The 18138-nt window shown below is 46.6% G+C and carries 17 protein-coding genes; 2 read left to right on the top strand and 15 right to left on the bottom strand.

What is annotated here, in order from left to right:
• Nucleotides 1–362: 362 nt before the first annotated feature.
• From moeB to A4R26_RS06125, 3 genes are all read right to left on the bottom strand, one after another.
• A complete protein-coding gene (gene moeB, locus A4R26_RS06135; protein WP_081162133.1) occupies nt 363–1520 on the bottom strand; it encodes a molybdopterin-synthase adenylyltransferase MoeB in 1158 nt (385 codons plus the stop codon).
• 179 nt (nt 1521–1699) lie between these two features.
• Complete coding sequence (locus A4R26_RS06130) at nt 1700–2125, bottom strand: M67 family metallopeptidase (protein ID WP_081162130.1); 426 nt, start codon at nt 2123–2125, stop codon at nt 1700–1702.
• A gap of 73 nt (nt 2126–2198) precedes the next feature.
• Nucleotides 2199–3509, bottom strand: a complete 1311-nt coding sequence (locus A4R26_RS06125; protein ID WP_081162127.1) for a BNR repeat-containing protein — start codon at nt 3507–3509, stop codon at nt 2199–2201.
• A 33-nt stretch (nt 3510–3542) separates the two neighbouring features.
• On the opposite strand from A4R26_RS06125, the gene A4R26_RS06120 reads away from it, so the two are divergent.
• The gene (locus A4R26_RS06120) at nt 3543–4124 is read left to right on the top strand and encodes a Crp/Fnr family transcriptional regulator (protein ID WP_081162124.1); all 582 of its coding nucleotides are present in this window, start codon (nt 3543–3545) and stop codon (nt 4122–4124) included.
• Nucleotides 4125–4213: 89 nt separating this feature from the next.
• Nucleotides 4214–4636, top strand: a complete 423-nt coding sequence (locus tag A4R26_RS06115) for a DoxX family protein (RefSeq protein WP_081162121.1) — start codon at nt 4214–4216, stop codon at nt 4634–4636.
• Here the strand turns inward: A4R26_RS06115 and A4R26_RS06110 are convergent.
• The 12 genes from A4R26_RS06110 to gmd form a co-directional block, all read right to left on the bottom strand.
• On the bottom strand, nt 4633–5487 hold the full coding sequence (locus tag A4R26_RS06110; protein ID WP_081162118.1) for a fumarylacetoacetate hydrolase family protein: 855 nt from the start codon (nt 5485–5487) through the stop codon (nt 4633–4635). The genes A4R26_RS06115 and A4R26_RS06110 overlap by 4 nt on opposite strands.
• 64 nt (nt 5488–5551) lie before the next feature.
• The gene (locus tag A4R26_RS06105) at nt 5552–6658 is read right to left on the bottom strand and encodes a glycosyltransferase family 4 protein (RefSeq protein WP_081162115.1); all 1107 of its coding nucleotides are present in this window, start codon (nt 6656–6658) and stop codon (nt 5552–5554) included.
• 204 nt (nt 6659–6862) lie between these two features.
• Nucleotides 6863–7261: a VanZ family protein gene (locus tag A4R26_RS06100; RefSeq protein WP_081162112.1), complete on the bottom strand. Its 399-nt coding sequence runs from the start codon at nt 7259–7261 to the stop codon at nt 6863–6865.
• Nucleotides 7251–8642, bottom strand: a complete 1392-nt coding sequence (locus A4R26_RS06095; protein WP_081162109.1) for an undecaprenyl-phosphate glucose phosphotransferase — start codon at nt 8640–8642, stop codon at nt 7251–7253. Before A4R26_RS06095 ends, A4R26_RS06100 begins: the two co-directional genes overlap by 11 nt.
• Nucleotides 8643–8807: 165 nt before the next feature.
• Nucleotides 8808–9578: a WecB/TagA/CpsF family glycosyltransferase gene (locus A4R26_RS06090; protein ID WP_081162106.1), complete on the bottom strand. Its 771-nt coding sequence runs from the start codon at nt 9576–9578 to the stop codon at nt 8808–8810.
• 26 nt (nt 9579–9604) lie between these two features.
• Nucleotides 9605–10162: an acyltransferase gene (locus tag A4R26_RS06085; protein WP_081162102.1), complete on the bottom strand. Its 558-nt coding sequence runs from the start codon at nt 10160–10162 to the stop codon at nt 9605–9607.
• Between the two features lie 149 nt (nt 10163–10311).
• Entirely contained in the window at nt 10312–11412 is a 1101-nt protein-coding gene (locus A4R26_RS06080) for a glycosyltransferase family 4 protein (protein WP_081162099.1), read from the bottom strand.
• Nucleotides 11413–12645 carry a glycosyltransferase family 4 protein gene (locus A4R26_RS06075; RefSeq protein ID WP_081162096.1) on the bottom strand — a complete coding sequence of 411 codons (1233 nt, stop codon included), beginning with the start codon at nt 12643–12645 and terminating at the stop codon, nt 11413–11415. It abuts the gene before it with no gap.
• A gap of 263 nt (nt 12646–12908) precedes the next feature.
• Nucleotides 12909–14075: a glycosyltransferase family 4 protein gene (locus A4R26_RS06065; protein WP_081162090.1), complete on the bottom strand. Its 1167-nt coding sequence runs from the start codon at nt 14073–14075 to the stop codon at nt 12909–12911.
• A complete protein-coding gene (locus A4R26_RS06060) occupies nt 14072–15541 on the bottom strand; it encodes an oligosaccharide flippase family protein (protein WP_081162087.1) in 1470 nt (489 codons plus the stop codon). The genes A4R26_RS06065 and A4R26_RS06060 overlap by 4 nt, the downstream gene beginning before the upstream one ends.
• On the bottom strand, nt 15501–16826 hold the full coding sequence (locus A4R26_RS06055) for an O-antigen ligase family protein (RefSeq protein ID WP_081162084.1): 1326 nt from the start codon (nt 16824–16826) through the stop codon (nt 15501–15503). Before A4R26_RS06055 ends, A4R26_RS06060 begins: the two co-directional genes overlap by 41 nt.
• A 207-nt stretch (nt 16827–17033) precedes the next feature.
• Nucleotides 17034–18131 carry a GDP-mannose 4,6-dehydratase gene (gmd, locus tag A4R26_RS06050; protein ID WP_081162081.1) on the bottom strand — a complete coding sequence of 366 codons (1098 nt, stop codon included), beginning with the start codon at nt 18129–18131 and terminating at the stop codon, nt 17034–17036.
• Nucleotides 18132–18138 lie beyond the last annotated feature (7 nt).

The raw sequence follows: 18138 nt of genomic DNA, 5'->3' as shown, positions 1-18138 counted from the left end.
GGGTTCGCTAGTATTGGGTACCGGTTGCCAGTTCTTAGTTCTCAGTTCACAGTTCCTTATTGCGGGGTTCGCTAGTATTGGGTACCGGTTGCCAGTTCTTAGTTCTCAGTTCACAGTTCCTTATTGCGGGGTTCGCTAGTATTGGGTACCGGTTGCCAGTTCTTAGTTCTCAGTTCACAGTTCCTTATTGCGGGGTTCGCTAGTATTGGGTACCGGTTGCCAGTTCTTAGTTCTCAGTTCACAGTTCCTTATTGCGGGGCTCGCTGGTATTGGGTACCGGTTGCCAGTTCTCAAAGCGGGCAGCCATTTAGTGAATTGCCTTGTATTTTTTGCCAATTGCCTATTGCCCATTGCCAACTGGTTCAATACTTCACCAGCTCAGGTTTCACTTCATCGATGTAAGCGATAATACCGCCTTTAAGATTATACAAATTCGTGAACCCGTACTTTTCTTCCAGTTCGCGAATGGCTTTGGCGCTGCGGCCGCCCATTTTGCAATGAACGATCACCGGTTGATCTTTACTGACCTTTCCAGCCTGCTCAGCCACAGTAGCCAGCGGTATCAATTCGGCGCCGATGTTCACTATATCGTACTCATAAGGCTCGCGAACATCTATGAGTTGAAACGGCTCGCCTTTTACCTGCAGTTCGTACAGCTCCTTTGGCGTAATTTCTTTTACCGGCTTTTCTACTGCCTTTACACCGCAGAACTGTTCATAATCGATCAGCCGGGTTATAGTGGGGTTCTTACCATTAAGCGGGTTATCGTCTCGGCGGGAAATATTGAAGACGCGGCTCTCGAAACTCAATGCGTCGAAAATGTAAAAGCGGCCAGCCAGTGGCTCCCCTACCCCCGTTATCACTTTTATTACTTCCAGTGCCTGCAAACTGCCAATGATTCCGGGCAATACGCCCAGCACACCACCTTCCGCACAACTGGGCACCAGTCCCGGTGGCGGCGGCGTGGGATACAGGTCGCGGTAGTTTGGTCCAAACTCGCCGTTGGCCCTGCGGTAATTGAAAACAGAAACCTGCCCTTCAAACTGGAAGATGGAGGCATACACGTTCGGTTTGCCCAGCAGCACACAGGCATCGTTTACGAGATAGCGGGTGGGAAAATTATCGGTGCCATCGGCCACCACATCGTAATCTTTAATAATGTCCAAAGCGTTTTGCGAAGTGAGTTGTGTGTTGTACAGCACAAACTCAATATGCGGGTTCAGCGCCTGCAGGCGTGCTTTGGCGGCTTCTACTTTTGGTTTGCCTATTTCATTTACCCCGAAGAGCACCTGGCGTTGCAGGTTGCTGTCGTCCACCACATCGAAGTCAACGATACCAATGGTGCCAATACCGGCGGCAGCCAGGTATAACAAAACCGGACTACCCAGGCCGCCACTGCCAACCACCAGCACTTTGGCTGCTTTTAGTTTTTGCTGCGCGGCCAGCCCAAATTCGGGTATGATGATGTGCCGGTTGTACCGTGCCAGTTCTTCGTTTGAGAATGTTACTTGCGTGCTCATAGTAAGATAATTACAAGATTGTAGCAATAAGGTTTAAGGTCGTGAATCGGCAAACGGCAATCGTGAATGGCCTCGCGATTGTTCAAACTCATTACGGCCTGCGCCGCCCGGATTTAGAGCCGATTGCCCGCTTTCATTATCCCATTGTCAAATTATCACATTATCAAATTATCACATTATTACATTGTGATCAAATGATTGTTCTCTTCATCAAACTGCCCGTCATCATTCAACCGCCACGACCTGATGGCGCCCGGTTCCTTATTATTCACCGATATAATGAGATAGGAAAAGAACGGCTGCGCGGCCGCGCGATCATGCTCCGATGGAATAGCCGGATGATCGGGATGCGAATGATATACCCCCAGCAACTCCAGTTGCTGTTCTTCCGCATATTTTTCCGCCGCTATATAATCCTGTGGCGATATTTCGAACCGCCTGCCTTTATCCCCGTCCTTTGCATTCTTTACCACGCGCGCCAGCGATATGATCCGCCGGCCATTGCTGTCTTCATTGCCATATAAAAAACCGCAACACTCATCGGGATAGGTATCCACGGCATGCTGCACAATTATTTTCTGTACATCGTTATCCAGTACGATCATGTTACATATTTTTTATTTATCGAATTTTCACATTCCCATTACCCCATTATCAAATTATCACATTATCAAATTATCACATTCCCCTCCCCGGTTTCCACTCCACTACCTGCACATCCTGCGCCGGAATGGCTTTGGTGGTTTCCCCATCTCCCTGCTCAACCCGTTCAACAAACAAATGCAATTCCTGTTTATTCTTCCAGATCTCTTTATCATAACTGGGTTCCCATAAGCCAACAGATGTTTCGGTAAGGTCTTTCAGCTCCCAGCGCCGCTGGTCGATATCTTTACAAATGGCCAGGGTAACCTTTTCATTCCGCTCCATATCGCGGTAAATAAGTATGGCCTGCACGGCGCCGTTACTGTTGCGTACTACAATTTGCGGCCGCGACATAGGAATGCGTTTTGTACCCCCGCCCGATAAAGAGAAGGGTGTAGTTCGGGCCGATACCTGCTGCGTAATCCATTGCTGCCCGTCATTATATATCATTCTGTATTGGGGAACACTGGCCGCGGTATCGCGCCAGTAAGTTGCAATGAACGGGCGTCCCGCATCATCGGTGCTCATGGAAGTGGAGTTTATCAGCTCGCGGTTTTGCGGAATGCGGCAGGCATATTCTGCCGATGCAGCGGTAATAGGCAGCGTATATTTTTCACCGGTGCTCTTTTCCCAGGTATGACCGCCATCTTTCGAGCGCGCATAACACATATCGTGATTGCTGGCCACATCGGGGCTTTCGCGCCATACCCATGAAATATGGATGGTACCGGTTTTATCGATCGTCATTTGCCAGTACGGGCTTCGCTGGTGCTCGCCATTGATCCAGCCGTTCTGCAGTTGCGTCCATTGTTTTGTTTTGGTATCGTAATGGTTCAGCATCAGGTTGCCATTGCCACTGCCGCCATCGCGGTACAGGAACAACAGGTTGCCATCGGGCTGCCGGTAAAACTCGGGATAGGTAACCTTGCTTTCCTTCTTTCCCGTCATTGGTAATTTATCGGTAAGCATTAATGAACCCGGTTTTACACTGCGGGCGTAACGCAATTCATTGTTGTGATGGTCCCACGAAACATGCAGATACCCTTCGCCATCGGTAATTATGCTGATGGTATTGTGCGCGTCGGTTGCTTTCCCGCTGTAAGGGGTTGTCTGCAATTTCCATTTGGCAGAACCGATGGTGCGTTTGCCGATCACCAGCCGCTGGGTAGAATCGTAATAGGCTATGTATTGGGTATTTTTATAACTGGTGAGGGAGTTATGCCGGAAAATAACGGTATTGACGGAATTGGCGGCCCAACCTTTGCCGGCGGTTGATATGCGTACGTCGTTTTGGGCAATCGTTGTTCCGCTTATCAGCAGGATGCATGCGGTGAATATTTTGTGCATATAGCAAGATAAGGAAAAAGGTAACTTGCGGCCATGTTCACCGTCATCAAACAATCCTTACAACGTATTATGCCTGCGATGAGCGAGGAAGAGATGATCGCCTTTATCAGCCGCCTCGAAAACCGCACGATCGCCAAACATGAATTCTTTGTGCGGGAAGGCCAGGTGGCCAGTGAAATGGCGGTGGTTTTTAAAGGTGCGTTCAGGATGTATTTTACATATAAAGAACGTGAACAAACGGGTCATTTTATGTTCGAGGGACAATGGATCGGTGATTATGAAAGTTTTCTTAGCCGCAAACCTGCGGCCAATAATGTAGAAGCGCTGGAAGACAGTGAAGTGTTCTGCCTGTCGTATGATAAAATGCAGGCACTGTATAAAATGGGAGCGCAGTATGAAAAATTCGGCCGCCTTATTGCAGAATACGTTTACCTGGTGGCCATGAACTCGTACAAATCGCTGTTATTGAAGACAGCAGAAGAAAGGTATATCGAACTGCTGGAAACACAACCGCATATCCTGGAGCGCCTGCCGCAGCACTATATCGCCTCCTATCTTGGCATTCAGGCGCCCAGCCTCAGCCGCATACGAAATAAACTGGCTCAAAAACGTTAACCTATGTTAAGAAACCGGTGTGCATTTTTGTCGCAGGTTATTGTTTTTGGCGTACATATAAGCCAATTTTGAATGCTCAATCATATCGTATGGCATTCATGACCGGCATTTTATTCTTTTTTGGAACAGGCTTTTTAATCAGCCGCCTATCCGGCGGCGCCTGGCTGCCCACCATTAACGATAAAGGCGCCTTTGCACTGATGGTAATGTTTGTACTGGTAGGTATAAGTCATTTTGCGAAAGCGGAAAAAATTGAAGCTATGATCCCGCCACACTGGCCTTACCGGCACGCAATGAATTATCTCAGCGGCGCGGCGGAGATCATCCTGGGCATTTTAGTCCTGTCTACTGCCACCCGCACCTGGGGAGCATATGGGTTGCTGTTATTGCTGCTAGCCGTTTTTCCTGCAAATATTTATGTAGCGGCCATAAAGCCCAGCTTCTATAATATTTCGCGGTTATTCTTTCAACCGGTATATATGGGATGGGTATGGTATTTCTGTATCCGTTAGCGCCCGCCCTTCACTGCTACGTAATTAACCATGGTGCCAATGCCGTCGATGCTGATGGTAACCTCGTCGTTGCTTTGTAAAGTGAAATCGGTGGGTGGAACCAGGCAGGTACCTGTCATCAGGAAACAACCGGTAGCAAAATCACATTCGCGGTACAGGTAGGAAACAAGCTCAGGCAACTGGCGTTTCATTTGTTTAAGGGTCGTATTCCCTTCATACATTTTCACCGAATTGCGATGAATGGTCATATGTATACCCGTATCAACGGGGATGGGGTGTTCGCTAACGTACAGGCATGGGCCCAATGCGGCGCTTTTGTCGTACACCTTGGCCTGCGGCAGATACAGGGGGTTCTCGCCCTCGATGCTTCGCGAGCTCATATCGTTACCTATCGTATATCCCTGTATAACGCCTGCGGCATTGATGTATAAAGCCAGTTCAGGCTCCGGCACATCCCAGGCAGAATCTTTACGGATGTACACCGTTTGCAGGTGGCCAACTACGCGATGCGGCAATGATTTAAAGAATAATTCGGGGCGTTCGGCTTCATATACCCGCTGATAACAATCGGCGCCACCGGTATCTTTCGATTCTTCCATACGCGCGTCGCGGCTGCGTAAATAGGTAACACCGGCGGCCCATACTTCCTGCGAACCTATGGGCGGCAATAGATATTCACTACGCCATTCCTCCGCCTGTTCGGTGGTAACCTTTTTGCCATTTAAATATTCTTCCAGCAGAAATGAATATAAATTATCGCGGTTGATCAGTTTATCCCAGTCGTGCTGCAATACATAATATTCATCTTTAAACTGTAACAGTATTCCTTTGCCTGTTTTATATAGCTTCATGATGTATCGGGTATTTGTTCCTGCCACTAATATAGTAAATCCCCAACACTGAAGCGCCACTTTCTTACATGTGCATCTTCCCCTTCAATACCTGTTCAAAGATACCGGTCAACCCTTCGTAAAATTTTGAAAGTGTATATTTCTGCATGAAACGTTCCCGGGCGCTAAGGCCCATTTGCAACCGAAGGTCCTTATCAACCAGTAACTGTTTTAACCGCACCGTCAGATCTTTTGAACTGCCGGGCGGCACCAGCAATCCGTTTACGCCTTCCTGCAAAATATCGGGAATGCCGCCCACACTGGTAGCCACTACCGGCAAACCAAACTGCATGGCTTCCAGTATCGATAATGGAACGCATTCGGTAAAGGACGGAAGCACGAAGATATCGGCCCTTTCCAGTTCATAGAATTTATCCCTGCCGAACTTTGGCCCGGTTACGTCAACCAGGTGGGCGATCCCCGCACCGGCACAAAATGCTTTTGTTTGTTCAATGGAATAATCAACCGGCGCCCCCACTACCCTCGCCTGGAAACGGCAACCCTGTTTATGCAGATCGGCGAGGCTTTGCAGGAACACTTCGATGCCCTTGCTTTTTACCAGGTTCGACAGGTACAGGATGCGCGGCGGCGTATTGTGCCGTTCAATCAACCCGTTATTCACGATCTCGATGCCATTAGGAAGTACAAAAGGTTCCGGCTCATATACCGTACGGATATCTGCCGTCAACTTCTGCGACAAACAGATGCATGCCACATTTTTAAATGTTTTCCGCAACAGCCAGCGTTTGTGGCGCGAACCGGCGGCCATTTCTTCAATCCCCCTCTTGTGCAAATGAAATACGATCCGCCGGCAGAAGATCTTTATCAGCATGGTGAACAGCGCATCCCGGTAAAATATTTTTCCTGTTGGCACGATCGTGAAATATACGAGGGATGGCCTGAATGTTATGAGAATGCGGCATAGCCTGAAAATAAATCCTACCAGGTGAAACAATTTCGACGGCGTTATCTTGCCTATATCATCCAGTGTTTGACCAAAATGCAGCGGCAACGTCTTTACATCATACTTCGTTCGCCAGCCGGGATTGTCTATCGTGTACTGATTCATTACCGTAACGCCATGAATAGGCGGCGGAAGCTGCACAATAAAAAGAACCCTTGATCTCTTCATTCAGATAAAGTTGTTTTTTATTAAAGTGTGCCACATCTCCAAGATGTGGCACACTTTAAGGTTACTTATATTTATCAGTGAAAATAACAGATGCTGAACGGCTGAATGTATGCGGTCGGTTGGGAAAGGAATTACCGGTTACGGTATGGCAGGCAATCGTAGTAGTGGGAAATAATAGGATAAGGAATACACAAGCGTACACGCTTATTTATAGAAAAGGGAACAGATCAACGTAGCCAGCGAGATGCCCAGGAAATTACTGGTCATATCGAGTAACGATAACGTTCTGCCGGGTACAAAGCCCTGCAATACTTCAAAAAGCAGGGATGATAACAGAACGGCTATCCAGAATACGAATTTATATCGGCCCTTACAGAAAAATGTATACAACAATATAGTGATCACGAAATAATAACCGCCATGAAAGAGCATATCGAGCCACCAATGGTATCCGCCGCCGAAATAATTTTCAGGATGAAAATTGGGCCATTCGCAAAATATTCCGGTAGCTATGAGAATGACGATAAAAAGAAAAACTTTACCAAATACTTCAAAACGATACTTATTATCCTTAGTCACATTTACGTTTGTCTCAGAATGCATTTTCTTCTCCTTTTATAGTGTTGAATACCGTCAGGAACATGATCTTCAGATCGAGCCACAGGTTCCAGTTCTCCATATACCAAAGGTCGTACTCAACACGTTTCTTCATCTGGTCAAGTGTTTTTGTTTCGCCTCTGAACCCATTTACCTGGGCCCAGCCGGTAATACCGGGTTTCAGGAACTGACGGATCATATATTCATCGATGATCTTTGAATAGTCGGCCGTATGTTTCAACATGTGCGGGCGCGGCCCAACGATGCTCATATCGCCCATCAACACGTTCAGGAACTGCGGAAATTCATCGAGGCTGGTCCGCCGCAGGAATTTACCGAGTTTGGTAATACGCGCGTCATTGCGCGTGGCCTGCACCAGGTTCGCATTGTCGTTCACCGTCATACTTCTGAACTTCAAACACCAGAAGCTTTTGTTGTCCTGTCCGCTCCGTTGTTGCCTGAAAAATACCGGTCCTTTTGACTCCAGTTTTATTAGCAGGCCGATCAATGGTATCAGCCAGGAAAGTATGAAGATGGTGACCAGGCCGCTCACCACGATGTCGAAGATGCGTTTTTTGATCTTATTGCCCAGGTCATCGAGCGGTTCCTTCCTTAGCGAAAGCACCGGGATCTCATTCAGGTAATCGATAAACACCTGCCGTTTTACCAGTGCGCCAATATCGGGAACGATCCGGAACCGGATACAATTCTGATCGGCTGCTTTGATGAGGCGGTAGATACCGGGATTTTGCTCCGGCACTATGGTTGAATATATTTCCGTTGCGCCATACCGTTTGCACACATCCAATGCCCCTTTGATATTACCGAGAATGGGGTAACGCGATAACTCATGAATATTTTCCAGCTCTTCGCAATAACCCACCACTTCTTTATTTACGCCATCTTCTTCCAGATAATCGACCAGCTTACGCGAAAGATCGTTATACCCCAGCACCACCACTTTGCTATGAAAGAAATCTTTCTTTTTAAAGTAATGATATACGGCCAGGTACAGAAAACGGTTGCACGTAAGCAGCAACGGAATACCTACGATAATGGTGCCAATGAACAACCGCGAAATGATAAAGAAATGCGAAAAGAACAGGAACGCACAGATCATGAGCAGTAAATACAAAAATGCGCGGGTCGAGCGCCCGGCGAACATCTCAAATGAAAAGATATTCCGCTCATGATATACATTACCCGATAAAGCAACTACCAGCCAGGCAACATTGAGGTATATACCAAAATAGGTATACTCAACATATGCCTCTATCAGCATTTCCCGTTGAAAAAAGAACCGGGCAATAAAAAACACTATATTGATAGCCACCAGGTCCATTGCCAGCAATGTAAGCTGCAGGTGGCGCAGGAATCTGTTATTCATAACCTCTGATAGTTGACATGTTAAAAAGTTGACGAGTTAACGAGGAGTTGACAGGGCTTGTCCTGTTTTCCACTTCGACGTTGAAAATTGAACATGCCGACGCTTCGGTCGGCATCCCGACAGGCAGCGCTTCGTCGGGATTCAATATTCTTCTGTTTTCTGTATTCAATTTCTCATTTCTAATTTCCGCGCTCCCTGAACCATGAATATCTTCTTAAAGAAGAGATATATGAACATTGAATTGGTAACAACGTAACGTTTGAACAAACGGCGTGGTTCCTGCATCAGCCGGTACAACCATTCGAGCCCCATATGTTGCAACCAGGCCGGCGCACGCTTTTGCATACCAACCATTACAGGCAGTGCGCCGCCAACCCCGATCATAACGGCATTGATCCTTCCTTTCATCGATGCCATCCATTTCTCCTGTTTGGGACAGCCGAGGATCACCAGTACAACCGCAGCGCCTGAACTGTTTATTTTTTCAACCAGTTTATCTTCTTCCTCGCGGGTGGCCGGCCTGAATGGCGGACTGTACATGCCGGCAACCGGCAGATCGGGATATGCATACTTCAGGTAATTCTCCGTTTTCTCGAGCAAAGCGGGCGTACCGCCATAAAAGAACGCGGGCAATTTCTTCAGCATCATCTGCTGCAGCAGGTCGGGCAACAGGTCCATACCCGCTACACGGTCCTGCCTGATACCATACACATAACGCAGCACCCAGGTAAGCGGTTTGCCATCGGGCGTTACCATGGTGGCATCGTTGATGATACTGTTGAACGACTTGTCTTTGTAGGCTTCAATGAACATATGTACGTTGGCTACGCACACATTGGCGCTTTCCTTCTGGTTCGCCATCGTAACGATCTGATTTACGAACGAAGAATAATTACCTGTTGTTATACCGAAATTGATAATGCTTTTTGTTTCCATACCAGTAAGTGTTTTGGAAATGAACTTTACAGTTTACCGTAGTATTTGGATTGAACCAGTTTCAGATGGGTTTGAAGGTCCTGGGGGTTATCGAAACGGTCCCTTACCTTTCTGGCGGGAACGCCTGCGTATATTGAATAAGGTTCCACATCTTTCGTTACCAGCGAACCGGCGCCAATGATACTTCCTTCACCAATGGTAATGCCGCCCATAACGGTTGAACCATAACCGACCCAAACATCGTTTTCTATGGTAGTTATCATACCAAGCCCCTTCCATTTATAATTTGGATCGCGTATTTGCGGGGCGAGGCGCATGGGCACACCGGGTAACTGGTAATGATGATCGTAGCGTCCTATAATGGCCACACGGTTCCCGAACATTACATTATCACCGATCATTACATCTGCTTCTATGAAGGAATCCCTGCCAATATAAAAGTTACGCCCTATCACCACTTTATCCCTGCCCCAGATGCGTACCCGTAAACCGGCATGAAAACCCGCTGCTATGGAATAGCGCCTGTACAGCACTTTCACCAGCAATAGGTCTCGTATTCGCCTGATCACATTAAGTATCGCCATGTTGACTATTTTCCGGGTTGTTTTGACGAGCAGTAATACAGCTGTCTTAAAAGTAAAGGATGAAGGCTCAGTACGTGGCCTGATGGCCGTTCGCATTGCGCTAAAGGTCCTGAGCGTATACCGAAGTATCGGAACGCGGGTTATATTGATCATGAGTGATTGATTGACATCATGGCTTCATGCATACCGGCGCATACCTGCGTGCGCGTGAACCGTTTTGCGATCTGCCGGTTATTCTCGGCCATTGCATGGCGTAATGCATGATCATTGTATAAGGTTGCTATCGCCGTAGCTATGCTTTCAGCCGACTCCTTATCAACCCACAACACATTATCCGGCGCTGTTAAATGGTCCTTGGCGGCCCTTATGCGGGTAGTGATGACAGGCAAACCCGCGGCCACCGATTTGAACAGGGCCATCGGAAAACCCTCATTATCATACGTAGGAAATGCCAGCATATCGGCATTGGCATAAAAATGATCGCATTCATGATCGGGAACAAAACCCGGGAAACGCGTATGCGCCGTTAACTGTAATTTTTCAGCCAGTTGTTTCAACTCGTGCAGGTGCGGGCCATCCCCTACAAAAACAAACTGGCAGTTATCTTTACACGAAAGCAGGGGAATGCTTTGCAGCAGCGCGAAAACCCCTTTCTCCCGTACAATGCGGCCTGCAAACAATACCTTGAACTTATGTTCCTCCAATGCATATTTTGCCCTGAATGCCGCCGAGGCCACCGAACGGCCGGGGTCAATGATATTGGCTGTAACAAATATCTTATTGGCGATCACGGGGTCAAGTTTCCTTACCGTTTCTTTTTCCTCGCACGAAAGAAAGAACCAGGCATCTACATTTTTCCTTAAAAAAGGGATCAGCACCTTCCTGTAATAAAAGGAAGTTCTTTCCAGCAGCGAAATATCAGAGCCATGTGTTTTTATGGCAACTTTCAACTTCCGGTAGTAAAACAACTTTACGATCATTAACGTAATGAAGTCACGGGTGCCGCCGGCCGGTTCAAACCGCGAATTGAGGTACAGGATATGCGGCCTGAAAGCATAGAGCGCCTTCACCATCCTGAATGCCCTTGCTATTACGCCGAATACCTTTTTTACCTTCCCGGCAGAAGCATCATTAAGCGTATAAGTAACCGGTCTGCAGTTATACCCCAGCTCTTTGAATCCCTCTATTTCGTCCTGCGATAATAGAACATGATGTATCCGGGGAACACCCACTAATATCCGCTGAGCCATTTAATTGTAGAATTGAGAGGTTATTAATTGTACTTTACGTTCCCACGTATTTGTTTTGGCGTATTGATATGCATTGCGCGAAAACTTATTTCTCAGCTCCACATCTTTATACATCTTCGTTATAGCCTTTGCAATATCCTGCGCCGTATTTTCTTTGGTTGTAGGTTTTATTTTTATTCCGCACTCATGGCTTACCGCCAGTGAAGAACCGTGTATATCGAGTGTGATCACGGGCAACCCGAATGCCATGGCCTCGTTCAACTGGGCCGGGCACGAATCGCGCAGCGAACAGAAGATAAACACATCGGCCTGTTTATAGTGGCGTACCACTTCGTTGAATGGTATTTGCCCTAAGATGCGCAGCCGTTCGGGATCGAGGTTGTATTGCTTTATCCATCCTTCCAGGAACTGGTATTGCTCACCCCCGCCTACTATCGTAAAAGTATAATCCACATCTTCGGGCACCAGTGATAAAGCATGTAATATCAGGTTAAGTCCTTTACGGGGCAACATGCGGCCAACCCAAAGCAGGTTGAGTTGTTTGCCCGGTTTGCGCTCGACGTATTCCATATGCTGCATCGAGATCGGAATGGCATTGTCGAGGATCAGGTGCACATTGTCCGACTGCGCCGTTCTTATCTTTTGCACTATGTTGGCCGTATCCTGGTTGGTGACAAGGATATGGTGCGAACGCGTAACGGTATTCTTTAAATTATTGCTGAATTTGATACTCCACTTCGAGATCAGGCTGCGGATGCGCTCTATCTTCCAGGCGGGGCCGAAATATTCTTTAAATGCCGGCAAGGCTTCCTGCCCGCCTCCAACCGGACCGAAAATGATCCGCGTGTTCTTTAACTTCCACAGGAATGTGCCCTGCTGAAAACTGCCGAAGGTTACATGATGGGCTACATCGAACTTCATTTTTTTATGCAACTGCAGCGCAATTCCTGCTGCCTTCTTCCGCCACAAATAGTAATGCAGATAAATGGTTTTGGAAGAAGTGTTCAGCAGCATTTTATCGAGGTTCAACGACAACTCTACATATACTATGTTCAGGTTCGGCAACCCGAGCTCCTGTAATTCCTTTTCGGTCGCCTCTCTGTCTTCTACATTGGTAAGGCACCACACCTCATACCCCTGCAGGGCAAGGTTTAGCGCCCAGCTCCATCCGTTACCCGGCTCACTTCCCCTGATGGGTGAGCAGGCATATGCACTTAGTAATACTTTCTTCATGAAATTGATGCTTTGTTGCAGCAGTTATCCTAATGAGATCGATTGTGAATCGTGAATCGGCAATCGGCAATCGTGAAACGGCAAACGGCAAACGTGAAAGATCAACTAATTCACGTCCCTGCTTCCTGTATACCAGCGCTTACCCTACTTCGACATTGAAAATTGAACATGCCGACGCTTCGGTCGGCATCCCGACAGGCAGCGCTTCGTCGGGATTCGATATTCTTCTGTTTCCTGCATTCCCATTTTCATTTCTCATTTGATCAGGACGCGTAAGCGTTAAGCAGTATCTCCGTATTCCTGTTCCACAAATCCTCAACCTGGGAATTCTTAATGTTTTGCGCTAACGTTTTGTAATGCTCATTGCGTAATGCAAACCGTATACCTTCCGCCAGTTGTTGGGGATCATTGGGCGGAACGAGCAAACCATTCACATTATCCTGTATGAATTCGGGAAATGAACCAACATTTGTTGCGACCGCCGGTGTATTTAAACCAAAGGCGGTCATCAGCACACCGCTTTGTGTGGCATCTTTATACGGACAAACAATGAACTTCGCCTGCTTTATCAGCGTTGCCAGTTCTTCGTTGGGAATATGTTTCTCTATGAGCGTGATATTATTTTTGAAAGTATTCAGGAAATTGTCATTGATCTCAAAACCCGGATGCCGTTTACCGGCAATGATCAATTGTTCATTTGGAAACTCCCTGAACACTTCAGGCATAGCCTGTAACAGATCGTCGATTCCTTTATACTGCGATAGCCGGCCAAAGAATAAAATATGTTTATTACCGGGTTCTTCTTCCTTTACCAGGTTCTTCAGATAGCCGTATGGGCTCATCTGCAACACCGTCTTTTGATTCTTACGTCTTTTGTAATGATCCTCGAATTGCTTTTTCGCAAATTCCGAATAGAACAGGAATTTCTTTTTCACCGGCATGTTGAAGAAAAAAGTACGGGGCAGCGCTACCTTCCAGCTATCTTCCCCACTATGGGGAACAGGATCATGAATGGTGATACACACATTTTTAAACGAGGGCAAATACGGTAACATTCCAAATGCACGTAAACCGAATGTTTCAAAATGTATAATATCGGGTTTGAACTGCTTTATATATCGCCAAACACTGTGCGAAGCCTGCAGGGTAGTGTATGAAAAACCGGTGGGGTGCGAATGAATTACAAAATGCACACTGGCCGCGCCTTCAAAATAAGGCTGCAGTCGATCATAACTTTGTTTCTTCAATACCTCTTCCGGTTTTGCCAGCATTTTTCCTTCCGGAAAACGATCGATATCGAGCACAGTCGTGTTCCTGCCCTGCGGCGTCACTTCTATCAGCACATGTAACTGTACATGTTTTTTTAAAACGTTCATCAGCTCGATGGTAACATCCAAAAAGCAAACCTGCATGTAATACACAACTGTCATGGTAAACTATTTTCTGGTTTTCGGGCGGCCGGTAACTGAAGACTGGAAGCAGGGAATTTTACAAAGGCAAGCCCCAGCAGCAGCCAGTAACCCGTAAACAATACAACGGGCGGCAGTTTGTACGATAATAAAATATATGCCCCTGCCAGCAAACCGGTCATTACATAAAATTTCAACACATGCGCAATTGTTATTATTCCCTTTCGTACCAACAGCGCATCCTGGCAAATATGAAATACCAGGAAAGAGAAAAATATGGCAAGGTTTACTGTTGTAAGATTTTTCATAAACAGGAAACCGGCAAAACAAAAGACTATATTCAGGATGAGGCTGGTTACATTGAACCACATATCGGCCCGCTCCATGTTCATTGCCACCAGTGCATTGGCCTGCAACAGGGCCGTTGGAAAGATCAGGATCGTTAAGAACATTTCTTTCGTGTACATGCCTGTATTATTATAGGCGCTGCCGAACAACCAGGGAATCAATGTATCGGCAAAGGAGAAAATGAATGTGTATGTGAACAGGCCAAACAGCAGGTAGTAATTGAACACTTTATTGAAATAATTTCTAAAATCCTGCACCACACCGGTTTTGTACTGCTGTACCAATGCCGGAAAAACCGACATGGATACGATAAGTGGTAAGATCTGCGCTATGGAAAAAACCCGGAACGAGATCTCGAAATGAGCCACATCGGCCAGCGGTAATGTTTTTGAGATAATGATATTTGAAATACGCCAGTAGGCGATCGATACGCTGCCGATGATGATGAAGGGCCAGTTGGCAAATACGATCTTCTTCACTTCATGCCAGGCCAGCGGGTAATTCCATAATGAACGCAGGCTGATCGTCTTTGATGAACCAATGCTCAGGAAAAAGTTAAGCGTAATGAACCGAACCGCTATCAGCAGAACCGATAAGGTCATGATGGAAAACGGAAAAACAAACAGCAAGCAACCGATAGCAAACTTCAATACCGAATCAATGATGAGAATGATAAACGTCTTGTTCTGGTTGAACTCCGCAACATTCAAAGATTTAATGGCATAAATGATATTATCGAAAATGATGTTCACGCCCAGTAACACAATGAGCGATTGCAGCAGGGTATCCTGGTATAACAAAAAGGCAACACCTATATTGCATACATAGAAGAAACAACCGCTGTACAACTGTATTTTCACAAACCGGCTTACCAGTTCCTGTTTATCTTCTACGTCAACCAGCTCGCGGGTGAACCACTGGCCCAGGCCCAGCGTTGAAAATGCCGCAAGGAATGTATATATAGTATTGGCGATAAGAAAAAAAGCAAACTCACCGGTGGCATATTTACGTGCTATGATCACAAAAAACAAACTGAGCAATACACTTTGCAGGCCATTGGCCGCAATGCCCCAGAAACTGTTTTTTATTAAACGCGATTTAAACAGGCTCACCGTACGCTGCATCAGCATGTTCTTCATGAACAATTTTTGAACGATTTGATAAATAGATCAGGAATGTAGAAAGGCATACCAGTACGATCAGGTTCCTTCGGTCGGTTATAGAGTAAAGCGATATAAAGGAAACCAGCCAGCTGAGAATGGGCGCAATTAATAATAGTACCCGGCCGTCGGTTTGTTTTTTAAGCCAGGCCCGGAATGCGCCCACCATTGAACCAATGATAAGTGCGAACACCACCAAAAAGGCCGGCCCTCCAAATTCGGTAAGTATTTTTAGATATCCGTTCTCGGGCTGATCGAGGAACACGATTTCATTTTCAAGCACCAGGTACTGGTCCTGCGCATAACGCGATACATAATCTTTATAATTACCGATGCCGATACCCAGGAACGGATGGTCTTCGTAGATCCCATACGCCTCCCGCCAGATGGTGGCCCTGAAATCGAATGAATTATTGAAATCATCATTGCGGTTGAACATGATCAGTGATTGTGAAAAGAAGGCGATCACGATACCACCGGCCAAACAGCCGGCAATGATGTATTTTTTGTATTGCGCACCGGCAAACAGCAACAGGAAAAACACCCCTGCACTCAGGCCCAGGAAAGCCGAACGCCCGCCGGTTAAAAATATGGCCACTACTACCGACAGGAAGAGCAGGATGTTCTTCATCTGCGGCCGCTTAAAATTTTTATTGTTCACCAGGAACAAAAAGCTCAGCATGGCCAGGAACTGGGCAAACTTCTGCGAATCATGAAAGAAGCTCGGGAAGCGAATACCATTGCTATCTAGCGTATTCTGGTTCAGCTCGGGATATAAGCGAAACTGCAACCCGATAACCATTTGCACCGCCAGAAACGCCATGGAAAGCAAACAGGCAAACTTCAACCCGTTGATCATTTTATTGATGAACTGCTTGTCATAGATACACTCCACCATCAATAAGCGGGCATAAATGAAAACCGGGAACACCGATAAAAGGGTCAACAGGGAATTGGTAATGAACGAAGAGGTAAGGCTGCCCAGCAGCAACAGCAAGATCAACGTACAAAAACCACCAAAGTAAAACCGGTTCGGTTTATATATAGACAGAAAATCCTTGTAACGCCAGAAAAGCATTACATAGGAAATGCCATCGAATACCGTCAGGCTTCCCCATTGCCAGGGCGTTATTTTAAAATCGATCAGCGGCAGGGCGTACAACATGAACAACAGGTATGTACGCCTTGGCTGCCGGCTGAGCAAAACTAAAACAACGAAAACCAAAATTGCTGCGGCGGTCAATACCACCATTAGCGACTTCATATGCTATTTTTTGAAACTCTGGTGTTAGGTAACAGTGAGCAGTTCAGTTGGCGGTTGACAATTGGCAGTCAAAATTTTCAAATTTCCACTTTAATCGATCTGCTAAAAAAGGCTGAACTGTGAACTGTGAACTGCAAACTGTGAACTATGAACTATGAACTGTGAACTGTGAACTATGAACTGTGAACTATGAACTGTGAACTGTCATCAGCTGATCAAATGTTCAAATTGTACTTTACCTGCTTTTTCAAATTCTATGATATCGCTCTCCACCATTTCTTTTACGAGCATACCCAGATCATATTTGGGTTCCCAGCCCAGTTTTGTTCTGGCCTTTGTAGCATCGCCTATCAGTAATTCCACCTCGGTGGGGCGGAAATAATTCGCATCAACCGCTACTACCTGTTTACCGGTTTCAACCTGGAAATTTTCATTGTTACAGGCAGCAACATAACCACGCTCTTCCACGCCTTCGCCACGGAACTCTATTTCAATTCCCAATTCGCCAAAAGCCATTCTTACGAATTCGCGCACTTCGGTAGTAATACCGGTGGCAATTACAAAATCCTCGGGGGTATCCTGTTGCAGCATACGCCACATAGCTTCCACGTAGTCTTTTGCATGGCCCCAGTCGCGCTGTGCATTCAGGTTACCGAGGAACAGGCAGTCCTGCAAACCCAGTGCAATGGCAGCCACGGCGCGGGTAATTTTGCGGGTTACGAATGTTTCACCGCGCAACGGGCTTTCGTGATTGAACAGGATGCCGTTACATGCGTACATGTTATAGGCTTCCCGGTAATTTACCGTGATCCAGTAAGCATATAATTTAGCAACAGCATATGGACTTCGGGGATAGAACGGCGTTGTTTCTTTTTGCGGCACTTCCTGCACAAGCCCGTATAATTCAGATGTAGATGCCTGGTAAATACGTGTTTTCTTTTCCAGCCCCAGGATCCTGATCGCTTCCAGCAGGCGCAGCGTTCCAATACCATCGGCATTGGCGGTATATTCGGGTGTGTCGAAACTCACCTTCACATGGCTCATGGCCGCGAGGTTATAAATTTCATCAGGCTGTGTTTCCTGTATAATGCGGATCAGGTTGGTGCTATCGGTCATATCGCCGTAATGCAACCTGAAACGAACATTTTTCTCATGCGGGTCCTGGTACAAATGGTCGATGCGATCGGTATTGATCAGCGACGACCGTCTTTTTATACCATGTACCATATATCCTTTTTCCAATAGTAATTCTGCCAGATACGCGCCGTCCTGGCCGTTAACCCCGGTTATCAATGCTGTTTTCATCTGAGAT

This window comes from Niastella populi (genome assembly GCF_002078015.1).
Classification (GTDB): Bacteria; Bacteroidota; Bacteroidia; order Chitinophagales; family Chitinophagaceae; genus Niastella; species Niastella populi.
This window is presented reverse-complemented; position numbering and strand designations above follow the sequence as displayed.

What these genes read in the sequence shown, in the direction of transcription:
- A4R26_RS06130 (WP_081162130.1), bottom strand. Translation starts at nt 2,125, where the DNA reads ATGATCGTACTGGATAACGATGTACAGAAAATAATTGTGCAGCATGCC.
- A4R26_RS06055 (WP_081162084.1), bottom strand. Translation starts at nt 16,826, where the DNA reads ATGAAGTCGCTAATGGTGGTATTGACCGCCGCAGCAATTTTGGTTTTC.
- gmd (WP_081162081.1), bottom strand. Translation starts at nt 18,131, where the DNA reads ATGAAAACAGCATTGATAACCGGGGTTAACGGCCAGGACGGCGCGTAT.
- A4R26_RS06120 (WP_081162124.1), top strand. Translation starts at nt 3,543, where the DNA reads ATGTTCACCGTCATCAAACAATCCTTACAACGTATTATGCCTGCGATG.
- moeB (WP_081162133.1), bottom strand. Translation starts at nt 1,520, where the DNA reads ATGAGCACGCAAGTAACATTCTCAAACGAAGAACTGGCACGGTACAAC.
- A4R26_RS06125 (WP_081162127.1), bottom strand. Translation starts at nt 3,509, where the DNA reads ATGCACAAAATATTCACCGCATGCATCCTGCTGATAAGCGGAACAACG.
- A4R26_RS06075 (WP_081162096.1), bottom strand. Translation starts at nt 12,645, where the DNA reads ATGAAGAAAGTATTACTAAGTGCATATGCCTGCTCACCCATCAGGGGA.
- A4R26_RS06085 (WP_081162102.1), bottom strand. Translation starts at nt 10,162, where the DNA reads ATGGCGATACTTAATGTGATCAGGCGAATACGAGACCTATTGCTGGTG.
- A4R26_RS06095 (WP_081162109.1), bottom strand. Translation starts at nt 8,642, where the DNA reads ATGAATAACAGATTCCTGCGCCACCTGCAGCTTACATTGCTGGCAATG.
- A4R26_RS06080 (WP_081162099.1), bottom strand. Translation starts at nt 11,412, where the DNA reads ATGGCTCAGCGGATATTAGTGGGTGTTCCCCGGATACATCATGTTCTA.
- A4R26_RS06105 (WP_081162115.1), bottom strand. Translation starts at nt 6,658, where the DNA reads ATGAAGAGATCAAGGGTTCTTTTTATTGTGCAGCTTCCGCCGCCTATT.
- A4R26_RS06090 (WP_081162106.1), bottom strand. Translation starts at nt 9,578, where the DNA reads ATGGAAACAAAAAGCATTATCAATTTCGGTATAACAACAGGTAATTAT.
- A4R26_RS06060 (WP_081162087.1), bottom strand. Translation starts at nt 15,541, where the DNA reads ATGAAGAACATGCTGATGCAGCGTACGGTGAGCCTGTTTAAATCGCGT.
- A4R26_RS06100 (WP_081162112.1), bottom strand. Translation starts at nt 7,261, where the DNA reads ATGCATTCTGAGACAAACGTAAATGTGACTAAGGATAATAAGTATCGT.
- A4R26_RS06065 (WP_081162090.1), bottom strand. Translation starts at nt 14,075, where the DNA reads ATGACAGTTGTGTATTACATGCAGGTTTGCTTTTTGGATGTTACCATC.
- A4R26_RS06110 (WP_081162118.1), bottom strand. Translation starts at nt 5,487, where the DNA reads ATGAAGCTATATAAAACAGGCAAAGGAATACTGTTACAGTTTAAAGAT.
- A4R26_RS06115 (WP_081162121.1), top strand. Translation starts at nt 4,214, where the DNA reads ATGGCATTCATGACCGGCATTTTATTCTTTTTTGGAACAGGCTTTTTA.